The organism is Streptomyces sp. WM6378 (assembly GCF_001279695.1).
Classification (GTDB): Bacteria; Actinomycetota; Actinomycetes; order Streptomycetales; family Streptomycetaceae; genus Streptomyces.
This window is the reverse complement of record NZ_LGDD01000293.1, coordinates 110,373-132,651: the sequence shown is the minus strand read 5'-3', so window position 1 is coordinate 132,651 and position 22,279 is coordinate 110,373. Positions and strand designations below refer to the sequence as shown.

The 22,279-nt window shown below is 71.9% G+C and carries 18 protein-coding genes; 4 read left to right on the top strand and 14 right to left on the bottom strand.

Annotated elements, in window-relative coordinates; genetic code table 11:
- Window positions 1-3: 3 nt before the first annotated feature.
- From pgeF to rsmH, 12 genes are all read right to left on the bottom strand, one after another.
- The gene (pgeF, locus tag ADK54_RS24090) at window positions 4-711 is read right to left on the bottom strand and encodes a peptidoglycan editing factor PgeF (protein ID WP_420717361.1); all 708 of its coding nucleotides are present in this window, start codon (window positions 709-711) and stop codon (window positions 4-6) included.
- A gap of 52 nt (window positions 712-763) precedes the next feature.
- Window positions 764-1,963 (bottom strand): cell division protein FtsZ, encoded by a 1,200-nt coding sequence (gene ftsZ, locus ADK54_RS24085; RefSeq protein ID WP_053727777.1) that lies wholly within the window; start codon window positions 1,961-1,963, stop codon window positions 764-766.
- Between the two features lie 277 nt (window positions 1,964-2,240).
- Window positions 2,241-3,047: a cell division protein FtsQ/DivIB gene (locus ADK54_RS24080; RefSeq protein WP_053727776.1), complete on the bottom strand. Its 807-nt coding sequence runs from the start codon at window positions 3,045-3,047 to the stop codon at window positions 2,241-2,243.
- A 23-nt stretch (window positions 3,048-3,070) separates the two neighbouring features.
- Entirely contained in the window at window positions 3,071-4,156 is a 1,086-nt protein-coding gene (murG, locus tag ADK54_RS24075; RefSeq protein WP_053727775.1) for an undecaprenyldiphospho-muramoylpentapeptide beta-N-acetylglucosaminyltransferase, read from the bottom strand.
- Between the two features lie 6 nt (window positions 4,157-4,162).
- Entirely contained in the window at window positions 4,163-5,545 is a 1,383-nt protein-coding gene (gene ftsW / locus ADK54_RS24070) for a putative lipid II flippase FtsW (protein WP_078966576.1), read from the bottom strand.
- Between the two features lie 58 nt (window positions 5,546-5,603).
- Window positions 5,604-7,043, bottom strand: a complete 1,440-nt coding sequence (gene murD / locus ADK54_RS24065; protein ID WP_053727774.1) for a UDP-N-acetylmuramoyl-L-alanine--D-glutamate ligase — start codon at window positions 7,041-7,043, stop codon at window positions 5,604-5,606.
- Window positions 7,025-8,095 carry a phospho-N-acetylmuramoyl-pentapeptide-transferase gene (mraY, locus tag ADK54_RS24060; protein WP_053727773.1) on the bottom strand — a complete coding sequence of 357 codons (1,071 nt, stop codon included), beginning with the start codon at window positions 8,093-8,095 and terminating at the stop codon, window positions 7,025-7,027. Before mraY ends, murD begins: the two co-directional genes overlap by 19 nt.
- Window positions 8,092-9,498: a UDP-N-acetylmuramoyl-tripeptide--D-alanyl-D-alanine ligase gene (locus tag ADK54_RS24055; RefSeq protein WP_053727772.1), complete on the bottom strand. Its 1,407-nt coding sequence runs from the start codon at window positions 9,496-9,498 to the stop codon at window positions 8,092-8,094. The genes mraY and ADK54_RS24055 overlap by 4 nt, the downstream gene beginning before the upstream one ends.
- Before the next feature lie 4 nt (window positions 9,499-9,502).
- Window positions 9,503-11,170, bottom strand: a complete 1,668-nt coding sequence (locus ADK54_RS24050) for a UDP-N-acetylmuramoyl-L-alanyl-D-glutamate--2,6-diaminopimelate ligase (protein WP_053727771.1) — start codon at window positions 11,168-11,170, stop codon at window positions 9,503-9,505.
- A gap of 14 nt (window positions 11,171-11,184) precedes the next feature.
- Window positions 11,185-13,104, bottom strand: a complete 1,920-nt coding sequence (locus tag ADK54_RS24045; protein WP_053727770.1) for a peptidoglycan D,D-transpeptidase FtsI family protein — start codon at window positions 13,102-13,104, stop codon at window positions 11,185-11,187.
- 4 nt (window positions 13,105-13,108) lie between these two features.
- Window positions 13,109-13,621, bottom strand: coding sequence for a hypothetical protein (locus ADK54_RS24040; protein ID WP_234392180.1), 513 nt, complete (start codon window positions 13,619-13,621; stop codon window positions 13,109-13,111).
- Entirely contained in the window at window positions 13,618-14,568 is a 951-nt protein-coding gene (gene rsmH / locus ADK54_RS24035; RefSeq protein ID WP_078966575.1) for a 16S rRNA (cytosine(1402)-N(4))-methyltransferase RsmH, read from the bottom strand. The genes ADK54_RS24040 and rsmH overlap by 4 nt, the downstream gene beginning before the upstream one ends.
- Before the next feature lie 419 nt (window positions 14,569-14,987).
- Between rsmH and ADK54_RS24030 the strand changes: the two genes are divergently transcribed.
- The 4 genes from ADK54_RS24030 (at window position 14,988) to ADK54_RS24015 (ending at window position 20,565) form a co-directional block, all read left to right on the top strand.
- Window positions 14,988-15,554: a beta-class carbonic anhydrase gene (locus ADK54_RS24030; protein WP_053727768.1), complete on the top strand. Its 567-nt coding sequence runs from the start codon at window positions 14,988-14,990 to the stop codon at window positions 15,552-15,554.
- 201 nt (window positions 15,555-15,755) lie between these two features.
- Window positions 15,756-16,766 carry an AAA family ATPase gene (locus tag ADK54_RS24025; protein WP_053727767.1) on the top strand — a complete coding sequence of 337 codons (1,011 nt, stop codon included), beginning with the start codon at window positions 15,756-15,758 and terminating at the stop codon, window positions 16,764-16,766.
- Complete coding sequence (locus ADK54_RS24020; protein WP_053727766.1) at window positions 16,766-18,133, top strand: DUF58 domain-containing protein; 1,368 nt, start codon at window positions 16,766-16,768, stop codon at window positions 18,131-18,133. Before ADK54_RS24025 ends, ADK54_RS24020 begins: the two co-directional genes overlap by 1 nt.
- Window positions 18,130-20,565 carry a transglutaminaseTgpA domain-containing protein gene (locus tag ADK54_RS24015; RefSeq protein ID WP_053727765.1) on the top strand — a complete coding sequence of 812 codons (2,436 nt, stop codon included), beginning with the start codon at window positions 18,130-18,132 and terminating at the stop codon, window positions 20,563-20,565. Before ADK54_RS24020 ends, ADK54_RS24015 begins: the two co-directional genes overlap by 4 nt.
- A gap of 235 nt (window positions 20,566-20,800) precedes the next feature.
- Here ADK54_RS24015 and ADK54_RS24010 read toward each other — a convergent pair whose 3' ends face one another.
- Window positions 20,801-21,190: a DUF3040 domain-containing protein gene (locus tag ADK54_RS24010; RefSeq protein ID WP_053727764.1), complete on the bottom strand. Its 390-nt coding sequence runs from the start codon at window positions 21,188-21,190 to the stop codon at window positions 20,801-20,803.
- Window positions 21,191-21,466: 276 nt separating this feature from the next.
- Window positions 21,467-22,225 (bottom strand): class I SAM-dependent methyltransferase, encoded by a 759-nt coding sequence (locus ADK54_RS24005; protein ID WP_053727763.1) that lies wholly within the window; start codon window positions 22,223-22,225, stop codon window positions 21,467-21,469.
- Between the last annotated feature and the right edge of the window lie 54 nt (window positions 22,226-22,279).

The window sequence follows — 22,279 nt, the reverse complement described above, 5'->3', positions numbered from 1 at the left end:
TCGTCAGTCCAGCCAGACATATCCGGCGAGCCGCCCAGTGGTGCGGTCGCGGCGGTACGAGAAGTGGTCGAGCGATTCGAGCGTGCAGACCGGTGAGGCCTCGACGTCGGTGACGCCGAGGGCCGCCAGTTGTGCGTGCACCCCCGCGGTGACGTCCACGGCGGGCGTGCCCCAGCTGGTCTCGGACCAGGCGGCGGGCTCGGCCTCGGCGACCTCGGCCCGCATCCGCTCGGGCACTTCGTAACAGCGTCCGCAGACGGCGGGGCCGGTGCGGGCGACGATCCGGGCCGGGTCGGCGCCGAGCGAGACCATCGCCTCGACGGCGGCGGGCACCACGCCCGCCACCATTCCCGGCCGGCCCGCGTGGGCCGCGCCCGCGACCCCCGCCACCGGGTCGGCGAGGAGGACCGGGGTGCAGTCCGCGGTGAGTACGGCGAGCGCGGTGTCGCGACGGCCCGTCACCACCGCGTCCACCGCGGTCGCGTCACCCGGGCCGAAGGGGCCGTCGACGACGGCGACCTCGCGGCCGTGCACCTGGTTCATCCAGACCACCCGGGCCGGGTCAAGACCGAGCGACCCGGCGGCGAGCTCGCGGTTGGTGCGGACCGAGGCGGGGTCGTCGCCGACCGCGCCGCCGAGGTTGAGCTCCTCGTACGGAACGGCGCTCACCCCGCCCCACCGGTCGGTGAAGGCGAAGTGCGCGCCGCTCACAGTGCCCTGCTCTCGTATCACTTCAAGAGATCGCTTCGAAACGTCACTTCAGTCACTTGAGGAAGTCCGGGACGTCCAGCTCTTCGGCCTGGCTGTCCGGGTAGGGGCGGGCCGTCGGGATGGCCGAGGGGGCCGGGGCCTCGTTGACCGGGGCGGGCTCGACCGGGGCGGCCGGGGCCGGCGGCTCCTCGCGGACCGTGCCGAGTCCGCCGAGCGGGCGGGACACCTCGGACGGGCGCGAAGGCGCGGGCTCGTCGCGCTTGCCGGCGGAGGCGCTGAGCACGTTGTCCCGGCGGGCCGGCGGCTGTCCGCCGTCGAAGCCGGCCGCGATGACCGTGACGCGGACCTCGTCGCCGAGGGCATCGTCGATGACCGCGCCGAAGATGATGTTGGCCTCGGGGTGGGCGGCCTCGCTGACCAGCTGGGCCGCCTCGTTGATCTCGAAGAGGCCGAGGTCCGAGCCGCCGGAGATGGACAGGAGCACGCCGCGGGCGCCGTCGATGGAGGCTTCCAGGAGCGGCGAGGAGATCGCCATCTCGGCCGCAGCCACCGCGCGGTCGTCGCCGCGGGCCGAGCCGATGCCCATGAGCGCCGAACCGGCTTCCGACATGACCGACTTGACGTCGGCGAAGTCGAGGTTGATCAGGCCCGGCGTGGTGATCAGGTCCGTGATGCCCTGGACACCGCTGAGCAGCACCTGGTCGGCGGACTTGAACGCGTCCAGGACGCTGACCTGGCGGTCGGAGATGGAGAGCAGCCGGTCGTTCGGGATGACGATGAGGGTGTCGACCTCTTCGCGGAGCTCGGCGATGCCGTCCTCCGCCTGGTTCGCCCGGCGCCGGCCCTCGAAGGTGAACGGGCGGGTGACCACACCGATCGTCAGGGCGCCGAGGGAGCGCGCGATGTTGGCGACCACGGGGGCGCCGCCGGTGCCGGTGCCGCCGCCTTCGCCGGCGGTGACGAAGACCATGTCGGCCCCCTTGAGGACCTCCTCGATCTCCTCACGGTGGTCCTCTGCCGCCTTGCGGCCGACTGCCGGGTTGGCTCCGGCCCCGAGACCGCGGGTGAGTTCACGGCCGACGTCGAGCTTGACGTCGGCGTCGCTCATCAACAGTGCTTGTGCGTCAGTGTTGATCGCGATGAACTCGACGCCCTTGAGGCCGACCTCGATCATTCGGTTGATGGCATTGACACCACCGCCGCCGACACCGATGACCTTGATGACTGCGAGGTAGTTCTGCGGTGCTGCCACGTCGAAGGCCTCTCGCCTCGAGTTACGGGTCGTCACTTCGCGGTTGCCGCAAGGTGACGACGAATGCCGATTGGGACGGTCCGTATCGCCGGCCCGAACCCTAACGTTGAAGTTTAGGGTTACCAGTGTGTCTGTTCGCTGGACTCTTCCGAACAGGACACTAAGTCGACAAGTGGCGCGCGTTCAACGAACACGCCGAACCTCCCGTTTTTCTTTTCACCCTATGTGATCACCCGTGTCGCTGACCAACCAGGGTGCTGGCCAGCGCATATGTCCGTCAACTACCCGATACCGCAGGGGCGGTGGGGGCGCTCACATCGAAGCGGGCCGACTTCGGCCGCGCTTTCATCAGTGCACTGAGGGTACGTCCCTTCAGCTCACCTTCCTCGTCGCTTCCCCACAGGACGGTGCGGCCGCCGGTCAACTCCAGCGTGACGGAGTCGTACGTGGAAATCTTGACGGAACGCGTCTCCTTGGCGACGGCGGGCGGGAGTTCGCCCGTGATGCGTACCGCTTCGAGGACGAGCCGGTCGGTGCCGAAGCGCCGCTGGCTCGGGGACTTCGAGGGGGTCAATTCGAGCAGCGGGACGCCGCCCAGGGGCTGTTGGATGGTGGCGAAACGCACACCCTTCGCGTCCACTTCGTCGAACTTCGCGCCGTTCTTCATGACCAGTGCGGGCTTGCGTTCGGTCACTTTCAGACCGATCCCGTGCGGCCATGAACGGACCACCTCGACGGAGTCGATACGCGGCAGCTTCTGGCGCAATCGCGCCCCAATCGCGCCTGTATCGACGGAAATCAGCGGCGAACCGATCGGCACCGCGGCCGCCGCCTCCACCTCATCGGGCGTCAGAACCTGCGTCCCGGTGGCCTTCACGTGCTCGACGCGCAGCCAGGTGGAGGCGTAAAGCACCCAGATGGCGCCCGCACCGAGCAGCGCGGCGGCGACGCCGAGGACGATCAGGCCGCGACGACGGGGCAGCCGGAAGCGGCGGCCGCGCTGGGGACGGGGGCCGGACCAGCCGGACTTCACGGACTTCTTGGTCTGTCCGCCACCGCGCTGAGCGGTCGCCTGTCCGGCCACGGTCCCTGCCTTCCGTCAGTTGATCAGCGTCCTGCGATGGCCTCGTACACCATCTGCACGAGGAGTTGGTCGGCGTCGCGCCGCCCGAACTCGGCGGCGGAGCGCGACATCTCGTACAGCCGGTGCGGGTCGGCGAGTACCGGGAGGACGTTGCCCTGCACCCACTCCGGGGTGAGTTCGGCGTCGTCGACGAGGAGGCCGCCGCCGGCCTTGACCACCGGCTGGGCGTTCAGCCGCTGTTCGCCGTTGCCGATCGGCAACGGTACGTAGGCGGCGGGCAGCCCGACGGCGGAGAGTTCGGCGACGGTCATCGCGCCCGCGCGGCAGAGCATCATGTCGGCCGCGGCGTACGCGAGATCCATCCGGTCCACGTACGGTACCGGGACATACGGCGGCATCCCGGGCATGTTGTCGACACGCGGCAGTTCGTTCTTCGGGCCGACCGCGTGCAGGATCTGGATTCCGGAGCGCTGGAGCACCGGGGCGATCTGCTGGATGACCTCGTTCAGGCGCCGGGCGCCCTGCGAGCCGCCGGAGACGAGCAGCGTCGGAAGGCCGGGGTCGAGCCCGAACGCGGCGCGCGCCTCGGGGCGGACCCGGGCCCGGTCGAGGGTCGCGATCGAGTAGCGCAGCGGGATGCCGATGTAGCGGGAGTTGCGCAGCTTGCTGTCCGGGGTGGCGACGGCCACCGAGGCCGCGTACCGCGAGCCGATCTTGTTGGCGAGGCCCGGCCGGGCGTTGGCCTCGTGGACCACGATCGGCACCCCGAGCCGCTTGGCCGCGAGGTAGCCGGGCAGCGCCACGTAGCCGCCGAAGCCGACGACGCAGTCGGCCTTGGTGCGCTCCAGGATCTGCTCGGCGGCCTTGATGGTGCCGCGCAGCCGCCCGGGGACGGTGATCAGCTCAGGGGTGGGCCTGCGGGGCAGCGGGACGGCCGGGATGAGCGCGAGCTCGTAGCCGCGCTCGGGCACGAGCCGGGTCTCCAGGCCCTTCTCCGTACCGAGTGCCGTGATCCCCACGGTGGGGTCCTGCCTGCGCAGGGCGTCCGCGAGGGCGAGCGCGGGCTCGATGTGGCCGGCGGTCCCCCCACCGGCGAGTACGACATGCACCGAAATTCACCGCTCTCCGGACGGACGCTTCTTGACGCGCCGTCTCATCGACTTCCAACTCACCCGAGGCTGCCGCATGGCAAGGGCCGCCCGCGCAGCGGGGTCGTCCCGCGCGAACGCGATCAGCAGCCCCACGGCGAACATGGTCGGCAGCAGCGCGGACCCTCCGTAGGAGAACAGCGGGAGCGGGACACCGGCGATCGGCAGCAGGCCGAGCACCGCACCGATGTTGATCACGGCCTGCGCCACGATCCAGGTGGTCACACCTCCCGCGGCGTACCTCACGAAGGGGTCCTCCGTGCGTCCGGCCACGCGGATACCCGCATAGCCTAGAGCCGCGAAGAGGGCGACGACCGACAGCGTCCCTGCCAGACCCAGTTCCTCGCCGGTGACGGCGAAGATGAAGTCGGTGTGGGGCTCGGGGAGTTGACCCCATTTCTCCACACTTGCGCCCAGGCCGGATCCGAACCATCCGCCGGAGGCGAGCGCGTAGATTCCGTGCACCGCCTGCCAGCACTGGTCCTGCGGGCCCGGGTCGGTGGCGCCGATGCAGTTGAGCCGGCCCATCCGGTGCGGGCTGATCTTGATGAAGAGGGCGGCCAGCGCGCCCGCGACGGCGAGCACGCCCGCGAAGAGCCGGGTGGGGGCGCCGGCCAGCCAGAGCAGGCCGAACAGGATCGCCGTCAGGATGATCGTGGTGCCCATGTCGCCGCCGAGCATGATGAGCCCGAGCAGCAGGAGGGCCACCGGCACGAGCGGCACCAGCATGTGCTTCCACTCGGTCAGCAACCGCTTGTCCTGCTTGCGGGAGAGCAGGTCGGCGCCCCACAGGAGCAGCGCCAGCTTGGCGAACTCGCTGGGCTGGAGCTGGAAGGGGCCGCCGAGGTAGATCCAGTTCTGGTTGCCGTTGACCGACTTCCCTATCCCGGGGATCTGCACGAGGATCAGCAGGAAGACCGTGCCGGCCAGTATCGGGTAGGCGAGCGCCCGGTGCAGCTTGGCGGGCATCCGGGCCGCGGCGATCATCAGGCCGCCGCCGATGAGGGCCGCGAGGAACTGCTTGCGGAAGAAGTACGAGCCCGGCAGCGACAGTTCGAGGGCCTTGATCATCGAGGCGGAGTAGACCATCACCAGGCCGAGCACGGTGATGAGCAGGGCGCTGCCGAGGATCAGGTAGTACGCCGTCAGGGGGCGGTCCCAGGCCCTCCTGAACTGCTCGATCAGGCGCCCGGGGCCGCGCGGTCCGGGCCGCCGGGGAGCGCCCGCGGGGCCGCCGCGGGCCGACGGGCCGCGCACGGGTCCGGCGGTGCGGCTGCGCAGGAGAAGACCGGCGAGTGCGGGGACGCCGCGCGGGGCGTCCCCGGAGCCGCCAAGAACATCGGCCGCCATGTGTGCTGACCCCTCCAGTCGTGCCCGGCGCCGCCGGTCCGTGGAACGGGTGGTCCGGCTAGGCGCGCCCTGCGGCGAGTTCGCGGACCGCTTCCGCGAAGGCCTCGCCGCGCTTGTTGTAGTTCGCGAACATGTCCATCGAGGCGCAGGCCGGGGCCAACAGGACGGTGTCTCCCGGCCGGGCGAGCCCCGCCGCCTCGCGGACCGCCGCCGGCATCGCCCCAGTGTCGGTCCGGTCGAGGTCGACCACCGGGACCTCGGGCGCGTGTCGCGCCAGCGCTTCGGCGATCAGGTGGCGCTCGGCGCCGATCAGGACGACTCCGCGCAGCCGCTTCGCCGACCGCTGGACGAGCTCGTCGAAGGACGCGCCCTTGGCCAGTCCCCCGGCGATCCAGACGATCGGGTCGTACGCCGCCAAGGAGGCCTCGGCGGCATGGGTGTTGGTGGCCTTGGAGTCGTCGATGTACGCGACGTCCGCGACGTCCGCGACGTGTTCGATGCGGTGCGCGTCGGGGCGGAAGGCCTTCAGGCCCTCGCGTACGGCCTTGGGCTCGACGCCGAAGGCGCGCGCCAGGGCGGCCGCCGCGAGGGCGTTGGCGATGTTGTGCGGGGCCGGCGGGAAGACGTCGGCGACCTCGGCGAGCTCCTGGGCGTTCTTCTGCCGGTTCTGCACGAAGGCCCGGTCGACGAGGATGCCGTCGACCACGCCGAGCTGCGAGGGGCCCGGCGTGGCCAGGGTGAAGCCGATCGCCCGGCAGCCCTCCTCCACGTCGGCCTCGCGCACCAGGTCCTCGGTCGCCTTGTCCTGCGCGTTGTAGACGCAGGCGATGGTGTTGCCCTCGTAGATGCGGCCCTTGTCGGCGGCGTACGCCTCCATGGAGCCGTGCCAGTCGAGGTGGTCCGGCGCCAGGTTGAGGACGGCGGCCGAGTGGGCGCGCAGCGAGGGCGCCCAGTGCAGCTGGTAGCTGGAGAGCTCGACGGCCAGGACGTCGTACCGCTCCTCGCCGAGGACCACGTCGAGCAGCGAGACGCCGATGTTGCCGACGGCGGCGGTACGCAGGCCCGCCGCGCGCAGGATGGAGGCGAGCATCTGGGTGGTGGTGGTCTTGCCGTTGGTGCCGGTGATCGCGAGCCAGGGGGCCGGCTCGCGGCCGTCCAGGTCGCGCAGCCGCCAGGCCAGTTCCACGTCGCCCCAGACCGGCACGCCCGCCTCGGCGGCGGCCGCGAACAGCGGCTTGTCGGGCCGCCAGCCGGGCGTGGTGACGATGAGCTCGGTGCCCTCGGGCAGGGTGGCCCCGTCGCCGAGGCGCACGGTGATGCCCTGCGCCTCCAACTCCGCGGCCTGCGTGCGGGAGCGCTCGTCGGCGCCCTCGTTGACGACCGTGACGGCGGCGCCGAGCCCGTTCAGGACCCGGGCCACCGGCATCCCGGAGACACCGAGACCGGCCACCGTCACGCGCTTGCCCTGCCAGGTGGTGCTCACTTGTCGGCTGCCCATCCCGCGTAGAAGAGTCCGAGACCCACGATCACGCACATGCCCTGGATGATCCAGAACCGGACCACGACAAGGACTTCGGACCACCCCTTGAGTTCGAAGTGGTGCTGGAGCGGCGCCATCCGGAAGACCCGCTTGCCGGTCATCTTGAACGAGCCGACCTGGATGACCACGGACATCGTGATCAGTACGAACAGGCCGCCGAGCAGGGCGATCAGGAACTCCGTGCGGGAGCAGATCGCGAGGCCGGCGAGCGCGCCGCCGAGCGCGAGGGAACCGGTGTCGCCCATGAAGATCTTGGCGGGCGAGGTGTTCCACCACAGGAAGCCGAAGCAGGAGCCCATCAGGGCCGAGGCGACGACCGCGAGGTCGAGCGGATCTCGCACCTCGAAGCAGGCGTTGGGGTTGGTCAGGGTCTGCGCGTTGGCGCAGGACTCCTGGAACTGCCAGAGCCCGATGAAGGTGTACGCGCCGAAGACCATCACGGAGGCGCCGGTGGCCAGGCCGTCCAGACCGTCCGTCAGGTTCACGCCGTTCGACATCGCGAGGATCATGAACAGCGCCCAGACCACGAAGATCACCGGGCCGATGGACCAGCCGAAGTCGTTGATGAACGACAGCCTGGTGGAGGCCGGGGTGTTGCCCCGGGCGTCCGCGAACTGGAGGGCGAGCACCGCGAAGGCGATGCCCACGATCAGCTGTCCGGCCATCTTGGCCTTGGCCCGCAGGCCGAGCGAACGCTGCTTGACGATCTTGATGTAGTCGTCGAGGAAGCCGACCATGCCCATGCCGGCGGTCAGGAAGAGCACGAGCAGGCCCGAGAAGGTCGGGTCCTCGCTGGTGATCACCTTGGTCAGCGCGTACGCGATCAGCGTGGCCAGGATGAAGGCGATGCCACCCATGGTGGGTGTGCCCTTCTTCCCGGCGTGACCGCGCGGGCCGTCGTCCCGGATGAACTGGCCGTAGCCCTTGCGGGCGAGCAGCTTGATGAGCAGCGGGGTCCCGACCAGGGTCAGGAACAGGCCGATGGCTCCCGCGAAGAGGATCTGCCTCATCGGGCGGCGACCTCACCCTCGACGGCGCCTTCGAGCAGCGCCAGTGCCACCCGCTCCAGGCCGATCGACCTGGATGCCTTCACCAGCACGACGTCTCCCGGCCGCAGTTCACTGCGCAGCAGGTCGACGGCCGCCTGTGCGTCGGACACGTGCACCGACTCCTCACCCCACGAACCCTCGTTATATGCGCCCAGTTGCAGCCAGGACGCTTCCCGGCCCCCGACTGCCACGAGCTTGCTGACGTTGAGCCGGACGGCGAGCCGTCCGACCGCGTCGTGCTCGGCGAGCGAGTCGTCGCCGAGCTCGGCCATCGGACCGAGCACCGCCCACGTGCGGCGCCCGGTACCCATGGCCGCGAGCGCGCGAAGGGCGGCTCGCATGGATTCGGGGTTCGCGTTGTAGGCGTCGTTGACGACCGTCACACCGTCCGGACGCTCGGTGACCTCCATACGCCAGCGGGAGAGGGTGCCCGCCTCGGAGAGCGCGCGGGCGATCTCGTCTGCGGACATGCCCAGCTCATGGGCGACGGCGGCCGCGGCGAGCGCGTTCGACACGTGGTGCTCACCGTACAGGCGCAACGTCACATCGCTGCACCCGGAGGGTGTGTGAAGGCTGAAGGAGGGCTGTCCGGACGCCGTGAGCCGGACATTCTCGGCACGTACGTCCGCGTCCTTGGCCTCGCCGAAGAACAGCACGCGCGCCTTGGTGCGGGACGCCATGGCCCGCACCAGGGGGTCGTCCGCGTTCAGGACGGCGCAGCCGTCTTCGGGCAGGCCCTCCACCAACTCGCCCTTGGCCAGGGCGATCTGGTCCCGGCCGCCGAACTCGCCGATGTGGGCGGTCCCGACGTTGAGGACGAGACCGATCCTGGGCGGGGTCAGGCCGGTGAGGTAGCGGATGTGACCGACGCCGCGCGCGCCCATCTCCAGGACCAGGTGTCTGGTGTCCGCGGAGGCGGTGAGCGCGGTCAGCGGCAGACCGATCTCGTTGTTGAGGGAGCCCGGCGTGAACACGGTCGGCGCGTGGCGCTGGAGCACCTGCGCGATCAGGTCCTTGGTGGAGGTCTTGCCGGACGAGCCGGTGAGGGCGACGACTTCGGTGCCGAGGCGGCGTACGACGTCGCGGGCGAGGGCGCCGAGGGCGGCCTGTACGTCGTCGACGACGATCGCGGGCACGCCGACCGGGCGGGCCGCCAGGACCGCCGCGCAGCCCGCCTCGAAGGCGCGCCGCGCGTAGTCGTGGCCGTCGACGTGTTCGCCGGCGAAGGCCACGAAGAGCGAACCGGCCGCCACCTGGCGGGAGTCGATGACGACGGGTCCGGTGACCGTGACGGACGGATCCGGTATGTCGTGCGGCTGCCCGCCGACGATTTCGGCGATCTCGGCGAGGGAGAGGGCGATCACTACTTCATCCCTGACTTTTCTGGATGGCGGCGCGGAGCACCAGTCGGTCGTCGAAGGGGCGGACCACTCCGTGGATGTCCTGGCCCTGTTCATGGCCCTTGCCCGCGACCAGCACGGTGTCGCCGGGTTCGGCGCGGGCGACGGCCGACGCGATGGCGGCGGCACGGTCCTCGAAGACCTGGACCTCGCCGCGCTCGTGCGCGGGCACCTCGGCGGCGCCCGCCAGCATCGCGGCGAGGATCGCGAGGGGGTCCTCGGAGCGGGGGTTGTCGGAGGTCAGTACGGCGGTGTCGGCGAGCCGGGCGGCGGCGGCCCCCATCGGGGCCCGCTTGGTCTGGTCGCGGTCGCCGCCGCAGCCGAGCACGATGTGCAGCTTGCCCTCGGTGACCTTGCGCAGCGAGCGCAGGACCGACTCGACGGCGTCCGTCTTGTGGGCGTAGTCGACGACGGCGAGGTAGGGCTGGCCCGCGTCCACGCGCTCCAGGCGGCCGGGCACGCCGGGTACGGCGGCCACTCCGTCGGCGGCGGTCTGCGCATCGAGGCCGGCGACGGCCAGCGTGACGATGGCGGCGAGGGTGTTCGCCACGTTGAACGGGCCCGGCAGCGGGGCGGTGGCCGAGATCCGCTCGCCCTTGGGGCCGACGACGGTGAAGGTGCTGCTGTCCTGGCGGATCTGGACGTCCTCGGCGCGCCAGTCGGCGTCGGGGTGGCCCTCGGCGGAGAACGTGGTGATCTCGATCCCCGCCTCCGTCACGAGGCGGCGGCCGTACTCGTCGTCGAAGTTGACGACGCCGCGCTTGGCCCGCTCGGGGGTGAACAGCTGCGCCTTGGCCCGGAAGTAGTCCTCCATGTCGGAGTGGAACTCCATGTGTTCCGGGCTGAGGTTGTTGAAGACGGCGACGTCGAAGACGCAGCCGTCGACCCGGCCGAGCACGAGGGCGTGGCTGGAGACCTCCATGGCGACCGAGTCGACGCCGCGCTCGCGCATGACCGCGAACAGCGCCTGGAGGTCGGTGGCCTCGGGGGTGGTGCGCTCCGACTTGATGCGCTCGTCGCCGATCCGCATCTCGACCGTGCCGATCAGGCCGGTGGCGTGTCCGGCGCCGCGCAGGCCGCCCTCGACGAGGTAGGCGGTCGTGGTCTTGCCGGAGGTTCCGGTGATGCCGAGCTGGAGCAGCTCTCGCCCGGGGTGTCCGTAGATCTCGGCGGCGAGCTCGCCCATCCGGCCGCGCGGGTCGCCCGCGACCAGGACCGGCAGGCCGGTCGCGGCGGCGCGCTCGCGGCCCGCCGGGTCGGTGAGGATCGCGACGGCCCCGAGGCTCGCGGCCTGGGCGGCGAAGTCGGCGCCGTGCGCGTTGGCGCCCGGCAGTGCGGCGTACAGGTCTCCGGGGCGTACCGCCCGGGAGTCGTGCGTGATGCCGGTGACCTCTCCCGATCCGGGGTTGCTCGTCCCCAGTCGCTCGGCCAGCGCGCCGAGCGAGGTCGGACGGGCCTGTTCCGGTCGGGGCGCTCCCGGCTGTTTCGCGGGGGCGTCCTGCTGGGCGGTTCGGTACTGATCAGCGTGTGGCACGGCGGTGAGCGTACCGGGCGCACCCGCCGGGTCGCCAAAAGAGGGGGGCACGGCGTCCTGGGTCCCGTCCTGGTTCCCAGGGCCCTGGGTGATGGTTGTCACTGAGGCTTCCGGATTCAGTCGTTGCCGCCGAAGGTGACGGGCAGGTTGGGAGGCTGGGCTCCGGTCGGCGGGATCTGGAGGGTCTTGAGGGCGAACTCCATGACCTGCTTGTAGATGGGTCCGCAGATCTGGCCGCCGAAGTAGCTGCCCCTGGTGGGGTTCTGGATGGCGCAGTAGACGGTGATCTTGGGGTTGTCGGCGGGGGCGAAGCCCGCGAAGGACGCGGTGTAGCCCCGGTAGGTGCCGGTCTTGGGGTCGATGCGGTTGGCCGTGCCGGTCTTGCCCGCGACCCGGTAGCCGGGGATGGCGGCCTTGGTTCCGGTGCCCTCGGCGTCGCCGACGACCGATTCGAGCATCTGGGCCAGCGTCTTGGCGGTCTTCTCGCTGACCACCCGGGACTGCTTGGGCGCGGGAGCGGGGGTGAACCGCCCGTCCGGGCCCTTGGTGCCGCGCACCAGGGTCGGCTCCACCCGTACGCCGCCGTTGGCGATGGTCGAGTACACCGAGGCGGCCTGCATCGCGTTGAGCGAGAGGCCCTGGCCGAACCGGACCGTGTACTGCTGCGAGGTCGACCACTTGCTCGCGGGGGCCAGGATGCCCGGGGTCTCGCCGGGGAAGTTGAGCCCGCTGGGCGAGCCGATGCCGAACTTGCGCAGGTAGGAGTACAGGACGTTGTCGGCCTCGGCGTCGGTCTTGCCCAGCTGCTCGACGGCGAGGATGGTGCCGATGTTGCTGGACTTGGCGAGCACGCCGTTCAGCGTCAGGTTCCAGGTGGGGTGGTCGATGTCGTCCTTGAAGAGGCGGTCGCCGCGCTGGAGCCGGTTGGGCACCACCACATGGGTCCCGGGCGTGGCGACGCCCTGCTCCAGGACCGCCGCCATGGACATGACCTTGGCGGTGGATCCGGGCTCGAAGGCGTCCTGGAGCGCGGCGTTGCCCATGGCGGCCGAGTTGGCCTGGGCGATGTTGTTCGGGTCGAAGCCGGGCGCGTTCGCCATGGCCAGGACCTCGCCGGTGTCGGACCGTTGCACTATGACGTAGCCCCGGTCGGCCCCGGACGTGGCGACCTGGTCCGAGATCGCCTTCTGCGCCATCCACTGGATGTCCCGGTCGATGGTCAGCTCGACGTCGGAGCCGGGCACGGCCGGGGTCTCGTGGGTGCCGGCGGTGGGCACCCGGCGCCCCCCGGACTGGGCGTAGGAGATCTTGCCGTCGGTGCCGGCCAGCTCCTTGTTCAGGGACGACTCCAGGCCGCCGGCGCCCTTGCCCTCGGCGTTGACGTACCCCAGTATCCCGGCGGCGAGGTCGCCGTTGGGGTACACGCGCTTGGTGCTGGACTCGTTGAGGACGCCGGCCAGCACATTGGCGCCGGGGCCACCCTTGGCGCGGTCGGCGGACGCCTTCTCGCCGAGCACCTTCTTCAGGTCCTTGATCTGGTTCCAGACCTGCGGGGTCTGCCGGCGGGCGAGCACCACGTAGCGGGTCTTGGGCGTCTTGAGCTTCTTGGTGAGGTCCGCCTGGCCCTTGCCGATCAGCGGCGCGAGCAGCGCGGCCGCCTGCGCGGCGGCGTCGGGGATCTTGGTGGCCTCGGGGGTGAAGAGCGTGGGGTCGGCGGTGATGTCGTACGCGTCGACGCTGGTGGCGAGGGCGATGCCGGCCCGGTCGGTGATCCGGCCGCGCTCCGCGGGCAGCGCGTAGCTGGCGTACCGGTTCTTGTCGGCCTTGGCGGCGTACGCGCTGGCGTCGACGGCCTGCACCTGGAGCAGCCGTACGACGAAGGCCAGCATGACCAGGGTGAGCCCGAGGCTGACCAGGCGCAGCCGGGGCCGGGGGCTGCCGAGCTTGAGCTTCTTGGCGGGCGCGGGGCGGCGGGCCGCCGGCCGGGAGCGCGCGGGCGGGGGGACCCGGCGGCGCGGGGGTTCCTTGGGGCTCACTGCGTCACCTGCCGGGGGCCGGGGTCGGGGAGGTCTTCGCGGGCTGCCGGGGCCGGGGGGCCGGGGTGTGGTGCTTGGGGCCTGCGGAGGCCGGGCTCTGCGCCAGGGGCAGCGGCGTGGGCTCGGCGGCCTCGGCCGGGGAAGCGTCGCCGGCCGAGGCGAGGACGCCCTTGACGGTGCCGTCCGGGCCGAGGAAGACGGGGGTGCCGCCGGGGACCATGCCGAGGTCGGCGGCCCGGCGGGACAGCGCGTCGGGGGCGGACAGGTCGTCCACGTCCCGTTGCAGCGCCTGCTGTTCGTCGGTGCGTTCGGTGGTCTGTCTGTGGTACTCGCTGAGCTTGAACGAGCCCGCGTTCAGCGCCGAGTTCAGCACCAGGAGTGCGATGAGCCCGCCGCCGAGGAGGGCGACGACGAGGAGTACGAACGGGGTGCGGGCGGCGCTGTTGGCCCCCTGCGAAGGCATCAGCCTGCCGAGCCGCGCGGCCGTGCCGCGCAGCTGCCTGGCCGGTTTGCTCACACGTCCTCCCTGATCCGCTGGACCCCCCGGAGCCGGGCGGGGGCCGCGCGCCGGTTCTCGGCGACCTCCTCCTCCGTGGGGAGTTCGGCACCGCGGGTGAGGAGCTTGAGCCGCGGCTGGTAACGCTCGGGCACCACCGGAAGCCCGGGCGGCGCGGTGTTGGCTGCGCCGGCCGCGAAGACCTGCTTGACGATGCGGTCTTCGAGGGACTGGTAGGAGAGCACCGCGACCCGGCCGCCGACCGCGATGGCCTCGACGGCGGCGGGGATCGCCCGCTCGACGCTGGCGAGTTCGCCGTTGACCTCGATGCGCAGCGCCTGGAAGGTGCGCTTGGAGGGGTTGCCGCCGGTGCGCTTGGCGGCCTGCGGCAGCGAGTCGCGGATCAGCTCGACGAGCCGGGCGCTGTTGCTGAAGGGCTCCTTCTCGCGCTCGCGGACGATCGCCGAGACGATCCGCTTGGCCTGCTTCTCCTCGCCGTACGCCCGCAGGATCCGCACGAGTTCACCGGCCGGGTAGGTGTTGAGCACCTCGGCGGCGCTCATCCCGGTCGACTGGTCCATGCGCATGTCCAGGGGCGCGTCCTGGGCGTAGGCGAAGCCCCGGTCGGCCTCGTCGAGCTGCATGGAGGAGACGCCCAGGTCGAACAGGACGCCCTGGACGCGGGGGGTGCCGAGACGTTCGAGCACCTCGGGCAGCTCGTCGTAGACGGCGTGCACCAAGGTGGCGCGCTCCCCGAAGGGGGCCAGGCGCTCGCCGGACAGGCGCAGCGCCTCCTTGTCCCGGTCGAGGGCGATCAGGCGCGCCTCGGGGAACTGGGTCAGGAGTGCCTCGCTGTGGCCGCCGAGGCCGAGGGTGCAGTCGACGACGACCGCACCCGGCTGGGCCAGGGCCGGGGCCAACATGTCCAAGCATCGCTGGAGCATCACCGGGACGTGTCGCTGGCTCAAAGCCGCCCTCTCAAGGATCCGGCGCAGCGTCGCGCATACGTGCCGGATCCCCGCTCCCCCGGGGTGGGGGGACGAACGGTGGCGCCGGGGAAGGGGCGTCAGCCGACCGGAGGGCGGGAGGAGGCCGAGCCGTACGTGCGCCGCGCACGCGGGTAAACGTAGGTCCGGGAGACAGTGGTTCCCGGAAGCTTGGGATTCCGTAAAGGGGGAGACCGTGTGTCACGCCTCCCACTTCGCGCCACTTTAGTCCACTCGTCCTTCGGGTCAATCAACCCTCCAGCGCGCCGCCGAGCACTTTTTTCACTCGTTCGGGTTACGCCTGACAGGGCCTGTGGGTTACCTCACAGACGTCCGAGTTGACAGTCTTTTTCCGCCCCCATGACGCGACCGGACGATCAGTGGCGGCTACCGTCGTATACATGTCGACTCCTGCGCACATACCCGCAGAGCCTCCTGCCCGCCGTCCGCGCCTGACCGTCCAGAGCGGAGGGACGGTGACCGACCGGCTCGTCGAGGCGAACCGCCGGTACGCCGCCGCGTTCGACGACCCCGGCATGGATGCCCGCCCCGTCCTCCACGTCGCCGTCGTGGCCTGCATGGATGCCCGGCTCGACCTGCACGCGGCGCTCGGTCTCGAACTCGGCGACTGCCACACCATCCGCAACGCGGGCGGTGTGGTCACCGATGACGTGATCCGCTCCCTCACCATCAGCCAGCGGGCCCTCGGCACGACGAGCGTCATGCTCGTGCACCACACCGGCTGCGGCCTCGAAGCGCTCACCGAGGACTTCCGGCACGAGCTGGAGGACGAGGTCGGGCAGCGGCCGGCCTGGGCGGTCGAGTCGTTCCGCGATGTCGACCAGGACGTACGCCAGTCCATGCAGCGAGTGCGGACCTCTCCGTTCCTGCCGCACATCGATGACGTCCGCGGATTCGTCTTCGATGTGACGACGGGCCTGCTGCGGGAAATCGATCCGGCCGGCTGAGAATCACAGGAACGGAAATAGGGGGACAACTCACAATCAATCCCCCGCAGTTGTCCACAGGCGAGTGACACGACGCGGTAACGGCAACAAGAATGCGGAAGTGACACCGGTCCGAACCGTTCGGCCGCGCTGTCCGTATTCCGGGGTGGGCCGGGCCGTTCGCAGTGCACCGGCCCGTATGAAAGGGCCGAGGAGGGCCGGGTGACGACCTATGACGATCGAGCGAGCCTCACAGATCTGACCGCCACAGCGGAGCGAGTCCGCAGGTCGGTGGAGAGTGTGATCGAGGGCAAGCCCGAGGTCGTACGGCTTTCGCTGACCGTACTGCTCGCGGAGGGGCACCTCCTGATCGAGGACGTGCCCGGCGTGGGCAAGACCATGCTGGCCAAGACGCTGGCCCGGTCCATCGACTGCTCGGTCCGGCGCATTCAGTTCACGCCGGACCTGCTGCCCTCGGACATCACCGGTGTGTCGATCTACGACCAGCAGCGGCGGGACTTCGAGTTCAAGCCCGGCGCGATCTTCGCCCAGATCGTGATCGGCGACGAGATCAACCGCGCCTCGCCCAAGACCCAGTCCGCGCTCCTGGAGTCCATGGAGGAGCGGCAGGTCACCATCGACGGGCAGACCTACGAACTGCCCAGCCCCTTCATGGTCGTGGCCACCCAGAACCCGGTCGAGATGGAGGGCACCTACCCGCTGCCCGAGGCCCAGCGCGACCGGTTCATGGCCCGCGTCTCGATGGGATACCCGACGCCCGAGGCCGAGCTCCAGATGCTCGACGTGCACGGCGCGGTCTCCCCGCTCGACGACCTCCAGCCGGTGGCGCACGCCCACGACATCGCCAAGCTGATCGACGCGGTCCGCAAGGTGCACGTGGCGGACTCGGTGCGGCGGTACGCGGTGCAGCTGGTCGGCGCGACCCGCAACCACCCGGATCTCAGACTCGGCGCCTCGCCGCGCGCCACGCTCCATCTGCTGCGCGCGGCGAAGGCGTCCGCCGCCCTCAGCGGCCGGGAGTACGCGCTCCCCGACGACGTGCAGGCCCTGGCGGTCGCCGTCCTCGCACACCGGCTGCTGCCCACCGCACAGGCCCAGCTCAACCGGCGCACCGCCGAGCAGGTCGTCCTGGAGATCCTCCAGCACACGCCCGTTCCGCAGGCCGGGAATCCGCTGTACGGCCAGCAGCCGCCCGGCGCCCGGCGGCTGTGATGGCGGCCGGGGGGCTCCCCGCGGAGCCCGCCGAGGAACAGGCCAAGGGCGGGCTGTGGGCCGCCCTGTCCGGCCTGACCACCCGCGGTCGCTCCTTCCTCGCGGCCGGCATCGCCGCCGCGATCTGCGCCTTCGTGCTCGGCCAGGAGGACCTGCTGCGGGTCGGGCTGCTGCTCGCCGTGCTGCCGCTGGTCTGCACGGTCGTGCTCTACCGCACCCGCTACCGCGTCGCGGGCAGCCGGGGGCTCGCCCCCGGCCGGGTCCCGGCCGGCTCCGAGGCCCGCGTCCAGCTGCGGATCGACAACGTCTCGCGGCTGCCCACCGGCCTGCTCATGCTCCAGGACCGGGTGCCGTACGTGCTCGGCCCGCGCCCCCGCTTCGTACTGGACCGGGTCGAGGCGGGCGGCAAGCGCGAAGTGTCCTACCGGGTGCGCTCCGACCTGCGCGGGCGCTATCCGCTGGGGCCGTTGCAGCTGCGGCTCACCGACCCCTTCGGGATGTGCGAGCTGACCCGCGCCTTCAGCGCGTACGACACGCTGACCGTCATCCCCAGGACCGAACCGCTGCCGCCGGTGCGGCTGTCCGGCGAGGCCGCCGGATACGGCGACGGGCGGCACCGCTCGCTCGCGCTCGCCGGTGAGGACGACGTCATTCCGCGCGAATACCGCCACGGCGACGACCTGCGCCGGGTGCACTGGCGCTCCACCGCGCGCTACGGCGAGCTGATGGTGCGCCGCGAGGAGCAGCCGCAGCGGGCCCGCTGCACGGTGCTGCTCGACACCCGGGACATCGCGTACGCGGGCGCGGGCCCCGACTCGGCCTTCGAGTGGGCGGTCTCGGGCGCGGCCTCCGCCCTGGTGCACATGCTGGAACGGGGCTTCTCCGTACGGCTTCTGACCGACACCGGCAGTTCGGTGCCCGGCGAGGGCGCGGGCGGGTTCGCGGGCTCGACCCAGGACTCCTCGGACTCGGCCGGGCTGATGATGGACACCCTGGCGGTCGTCGACCACTCCGACGGCGGCGGCCTCTCGCGCGCGTACGACGTGCTGCGCGGCGGCAACGAAGGGCTGCTCATCGGGTTCTTCGGCGACCTCGACGAGGAGCAGGCGGCGGTCGCGGCGAAGATGCGCCGACGCAGCGGGGCGGCGGTCGCCTTCGTGCTCGACAGCGGTCTTTGGATGCACGGCTCCGAGGAGCGCGGCCCCGTCGAGGAGCGGCTGCGGCTGCTGCGCGAGGCGGGCTGGACGGCGCTCGCGGTGCGGCCGGGCGCGGCCCTGCCCGAGCTGTGGCGCCTGGCGGGCCAGGAACGTACGAACGCGGGAGCGGCGCCCGGCGGCGCGGCCGGCACGGCAGGGGGATGGTCATGAGCGGGCGCGGACGGCTGGCGCTGTGCGCCTACGCGGCCACGGTGATGGCGGCGTGCTCGATGCTGCCGCTGGTCGACCCGGCGAGCTGGATCCTCCAGGCCGCGTTCCTGCTCGCGATCCTGAGCGGCGTCGGCGCGCTGGCCCGGCGAGTGCCGCTGGCCCGGCCGCTGACCGTGCTCGCCCAGGCCGTGGTGGCCCTGTTGGTGCTGACCCTGGTGTTCGCGCGCCAGCAGGCGATCGGCGGGGTGCTGCCCGGCCCCGAGGCGTTCGAGCAGCTCAACTCCCTTCTGCAGCAAGGCGCTTCGGACGTCGGGCAGTACGCGATCCCGGCGCCGGCCACCCCGGGGATCCGGCTGATGATGGTCGGCGGGGTGCTGATCATCGGCCTCGCGGTGGACGCGCTCGCGGTGACGTTCCGCAGCGCGGCCCCGGCGGGCCTGCCGCTGCTCGCGCTGTACTCGGTGGCCGCGGGGCTCTCCGCGGGCGGCGCGAGCTGGCTCTGGTTCGTGCTCGCGGCCGCCGGCTACCTGCTGCTCCTGCTCGCCGAGGGCCGCGACCGGCTCTCGCAGTGGGGGCGGGTCTTCGGCGGCGCCGCGCGGGCGCCCGGCCGGCCCCAGCAGAGCGTGTTCGAGAACAACGCGCCGCTGGCCCCGGTCCGTACCGGGCGGCGCATCGGGGTGCTCGCGCTCGGCATCGCGCTGGTGATCCCGGCGATGCTGCCCGCGCTGGACAGCGGGCTGCTCGGCGGGGCCGGCGGCGGTGGGGGCGGGGACGGAGCCGGAGGGACCATCTCCGCGGTCAACCCGCTGGTGTCGCTGCAGAACAGCCTGAACCAGCCCGAGGACCGCGAGGTGATGCGGTACAACACCAACGCCCAGGACACCAAGGAGATGTACCTGCGGATCGTCGCGCTCGACGAGTTCGACGGAGCCTCCTGGAAGTCCTCGGAGCGCCACATCAAGGACGTACCGGATCCGCTGCCGAGGCCGGACGGGCTGAGCCCGGCGGTCGCGACCACCGAGGTGCAGACCAGCATTTCGGCGGCCGGCTGGTACGCGCAGAGCTGGCTGCCGATGCCGTTCCCCGCGACCCGGGTGAACATCAAGGGCGACTGGCGGTTCGAGCCGGTCGGGCGGACCCTGGTCGGCGACCGCAAGCAGACGACCCGCGGCGCGCAGTACACGGTCTCCAGCCTCCTGGTGCGGCCGACGGCGGCCCAGTTGGCGGATGCCCCGCGCCCGTCCGCGGACCTCCTGAAGGAGTACACCCGGGTCCCCGACTCGCTGCCTTCCGTGGTGAGCGCGACCGCGCGGGAGGTCACCAGCGGCGCCGCGAACTACTACGAGAAGGCCGTCAAGCTCCAGGACTGGTTCTCCACCAGCGGCGGCTTCACGTACAACACCCATGTCCAGTCGGGCAGCGGCACCGAGGCGATCGCCAACTTCCTCAAGGAAAAAGAGGGCTTCTGCGTCCACTTCTCCTTCTCGATGGCCGCGATGGCCCGCACGCTGGGCATCCCGGCCCGGGTCGCGGTGGGCTTCACGCCCGGCGCGGCGCGCCCGGACGGCACCATGTCGGTGGGCCTGCGCGACGCGCACGCCTGGCCCGAGCTGTACTTCGAGGGCGTGGGCTGGACCCGCTTCGAACCGACGCCGACGCGGGGCTCCGTCCCCGACTACACCCGGCAGCAGGCCCCGGCGGGCGGCCCGAGCAGCCCGGCCGCGCCGTCCACGAGAGCCTCGGCCCAGCCCTCGGCGGCGCCGTCCGCCCCGGACTCCTGCCCGCCCAGCGCACGGCGCCTGGGCGACTGCGGCCCCTCGGCCGCGGCGGGCGTCGCGGGCCCGACGGACAGCGGCCCCTCGGCCTCGGCCCTGGTCGGTACGGCCCTGGGAGTGGCCGCGCTGCTGGTGCTTCCGCTGCTGCCCCTGCTGTGGCGCAGGCGGGTCCGGGCCCGGCGGCTCGGCTCCGGCGGGCGCACCCCGGCCGACGCGGTGGCCCGTACGCTCGCGGCCTGGCAGGAGATCACCGACACGGCCTGGGACTACGGCATCCCGCCCGACGACTCGCAGACGCCCCGCAAGGCGGCGGCCCGGGTGGTCCGCCTCGGCCGCTTGGACGGCCCGGCGGCCGAGTCCGTCCACCGCGCGGCGGGCGCGGTGGAACAGGTCCTGTACGCACCCGAGCCCCGGCCCACGCCGGGTCTCGCGGACGATGTGACCCGGGTGGCAGCCGGCCTACGAGCGGCGGCGGGCCGCTGGCTGTCCCTGCGAGCGATTCTCGCCCCGCGCTCAGCCGTCAGGGTGATCTGGTCACTTTCGCAGCGCTGGGAACGGACGAGGGCGGGGGTGGCGGTACGCACGCGAGCCCTGGCCGAACGCCTGCGACCCGGCCGCCGCAAGGAGGCCCCGCCGGAACCCGCGCCCGGCACCTGAGCACCCCCTGGGGCTCCGCCTGAAACGCCGGACGGGCTGGGGATGCACCCTGTCAGGGTGCATCCCGCTAGGGGCGCGGGGAACTGCGCGACCGGCCACGCACGGTCCGCAGACGAAAGCGGGTTCGCGGCGCGACCGGGGTCTGGGGCGGAACCCCAGAAAGCGGGAGCACGCCAAAGGGGCGGCCACCTCAAGAAGGTGACCGCCCCTCGGTACAGGTCAGAACAGGGCGGGGCTAGCGCCCCTCATCGCGGCGCCGCTGCCAGCGCTGCTCGATCCGGTCCATCATCGAGCGCCGCTGCCGGGCCTGCCGCGGCGCGGCGGAACCGCCCGCACGTGCCTGTTCACCGGGACGCGGCGCCTTGCGCCAGCCGGTGACCGCGAGCACCGCACATCCGAGCATGACGAGGAATCCCACCACACTGATCCAGATCTGCTGCGCGACCATTCCTGCCATGAGGAGCGCGATACCCACCAGGAAGCCGGCGACCGCCTGGTAGACCCGTCGCCGGGTGTACGTACGCAGCCCGCTTCCCTCAAGCGCTGTCGCGAACTTGGGATCTTCGGCGTACAGCGCTCGCTCCATCTGCTCGAGCATGCGCTGCTCGTGCTCCGAGAGCGGCACGGAGTCCTCCTACTCGTCGGTCGCGGGGGGCGACCGGATGCGGCCCCTTCAGGATAGGCAGGGAATCGCCCCCGTGAAACCCGCCCTCTACGCCAAATCGCCAGCCGGGCCGCCACGGCGGCTCGGCTGTGGAGATTCAATTCCCCAAGAGCCGATCCGTCATGCCGGACGGTGTCCCCCGATCATACGGGGCGAAGCCGCCGATCGGGGGGCCTGTGGCGTACTCCATGCGGCACAGCGTCGCTGATCAGCCCGCCCGGGACGGCCGGAGCGGAGTCAGCCGTGCTTCTCGCCCAGTACGTGCAGCTGGGTGGCGACGGCGTGGAAGGCGGGCAGTTCGGCAGCCGCGGCCTCCAGCTTGAGGAGCGCGTCCAGGGCGCCCGGCTCGGTGTCCACCAGGACGCCGGGGACGAGGTCGGCGAAGACCCGCACGCCGTGCACCGACCCGGCCGTGGCCCCGGCGCCGCCGACGAGCTCGACGAGCTGCTCGGCGGTGAACCGGTGCGGGACCGGGTCGCCCGCGCCCCAGCGGCCCGCCGGGTCGGAGAGCGCGTGGCGAGCCTCGGTGAAGTGCCCGGCGAGCGCGCGGGAGAGCACGGCGCCGCCGACGCCCGCGGCGAGCAGGCTCAGCGCGCCTTCGGGACGCAGCGCGCCCACCGCGTTGCGCACGCCTTCCGCCGGGTCCTCGACGTACTCCAGGACCCCGTGGCACAGCACCGCGTCGTAGCCGCCGCGCTCGACCACGTCGAAGAGGCCGAGCACGTCGCCCTGGACGCCCTGGACCCGCTCGGCCACCCCGGCCTCGGCGGCCCTGCGCTCCAGTGCGAAGAGCGCGTTGGGGCTGGGGTCGACCACGGTGACCCGGTGCCCGAGGGCGGCCAGCGGCACCGCGAAGTTGCCGGAGCCGCCACCGGTGTCGAGCACGTCCAGGGCCTCGCGACCGGTCGCCTTGACCCGGCGGTCGAGCGCTTCCTTGAGGACCTCCCAGACCACGGCGGTACGGAGGGAGGCGCGGGGGCGCATGGGGTCCGACACGGCAGTTGACTCCTCGGCGCGGTGCCGCCGCGGACGCGGCGTGGGAAGGGGTTG

Bases quoted from the DNA above. Each gene is read 5' to 3' on its own strand.
- ADK54_RS24030 (WP_053727768.1), top strand. From the start codon at position 14,988: ATGTCGACTCCTGCGCACATACCCGCAGAGCCTCCTGCCCGCCGTCCG.
- ADK54_RS24015 (WP_053727765.1), top strand. From the start codon at position 18,130: ATGAGCGGGCGCGGACGGCTGGCGCTGTGCGCCTACGCGGCCACGGTG.
- ftsW (WP_078966576.1), bottom strand. From the start codon at position 5,545: ATGGCGGCCGATGTTCTTGGCGGCTCCGGGGACGCCCCGCGCGGCGTC.
- mraY (WP_053727773.1), bottom strand. From the start codon at position 8,095: ATGAGGCAGATCCTCTTCGCGGGAGCCATCGGCCTGTTCCTGACCCTG.
- murD (WP_053727774.1), bottom strand. From the start codon at position 7,043: ATGGGCAGCCGACAAGTGAGCACCACCTGGCAGGGCAAGCGCGTGACG.
- ADK54_RS24020 (WP_053727766.1), top strand. From the start codon at position 16,766: ATGGCGGCCGGGGGGCTCCCCGCGGAGCCCGCCGAGGAACAGGCCAAG.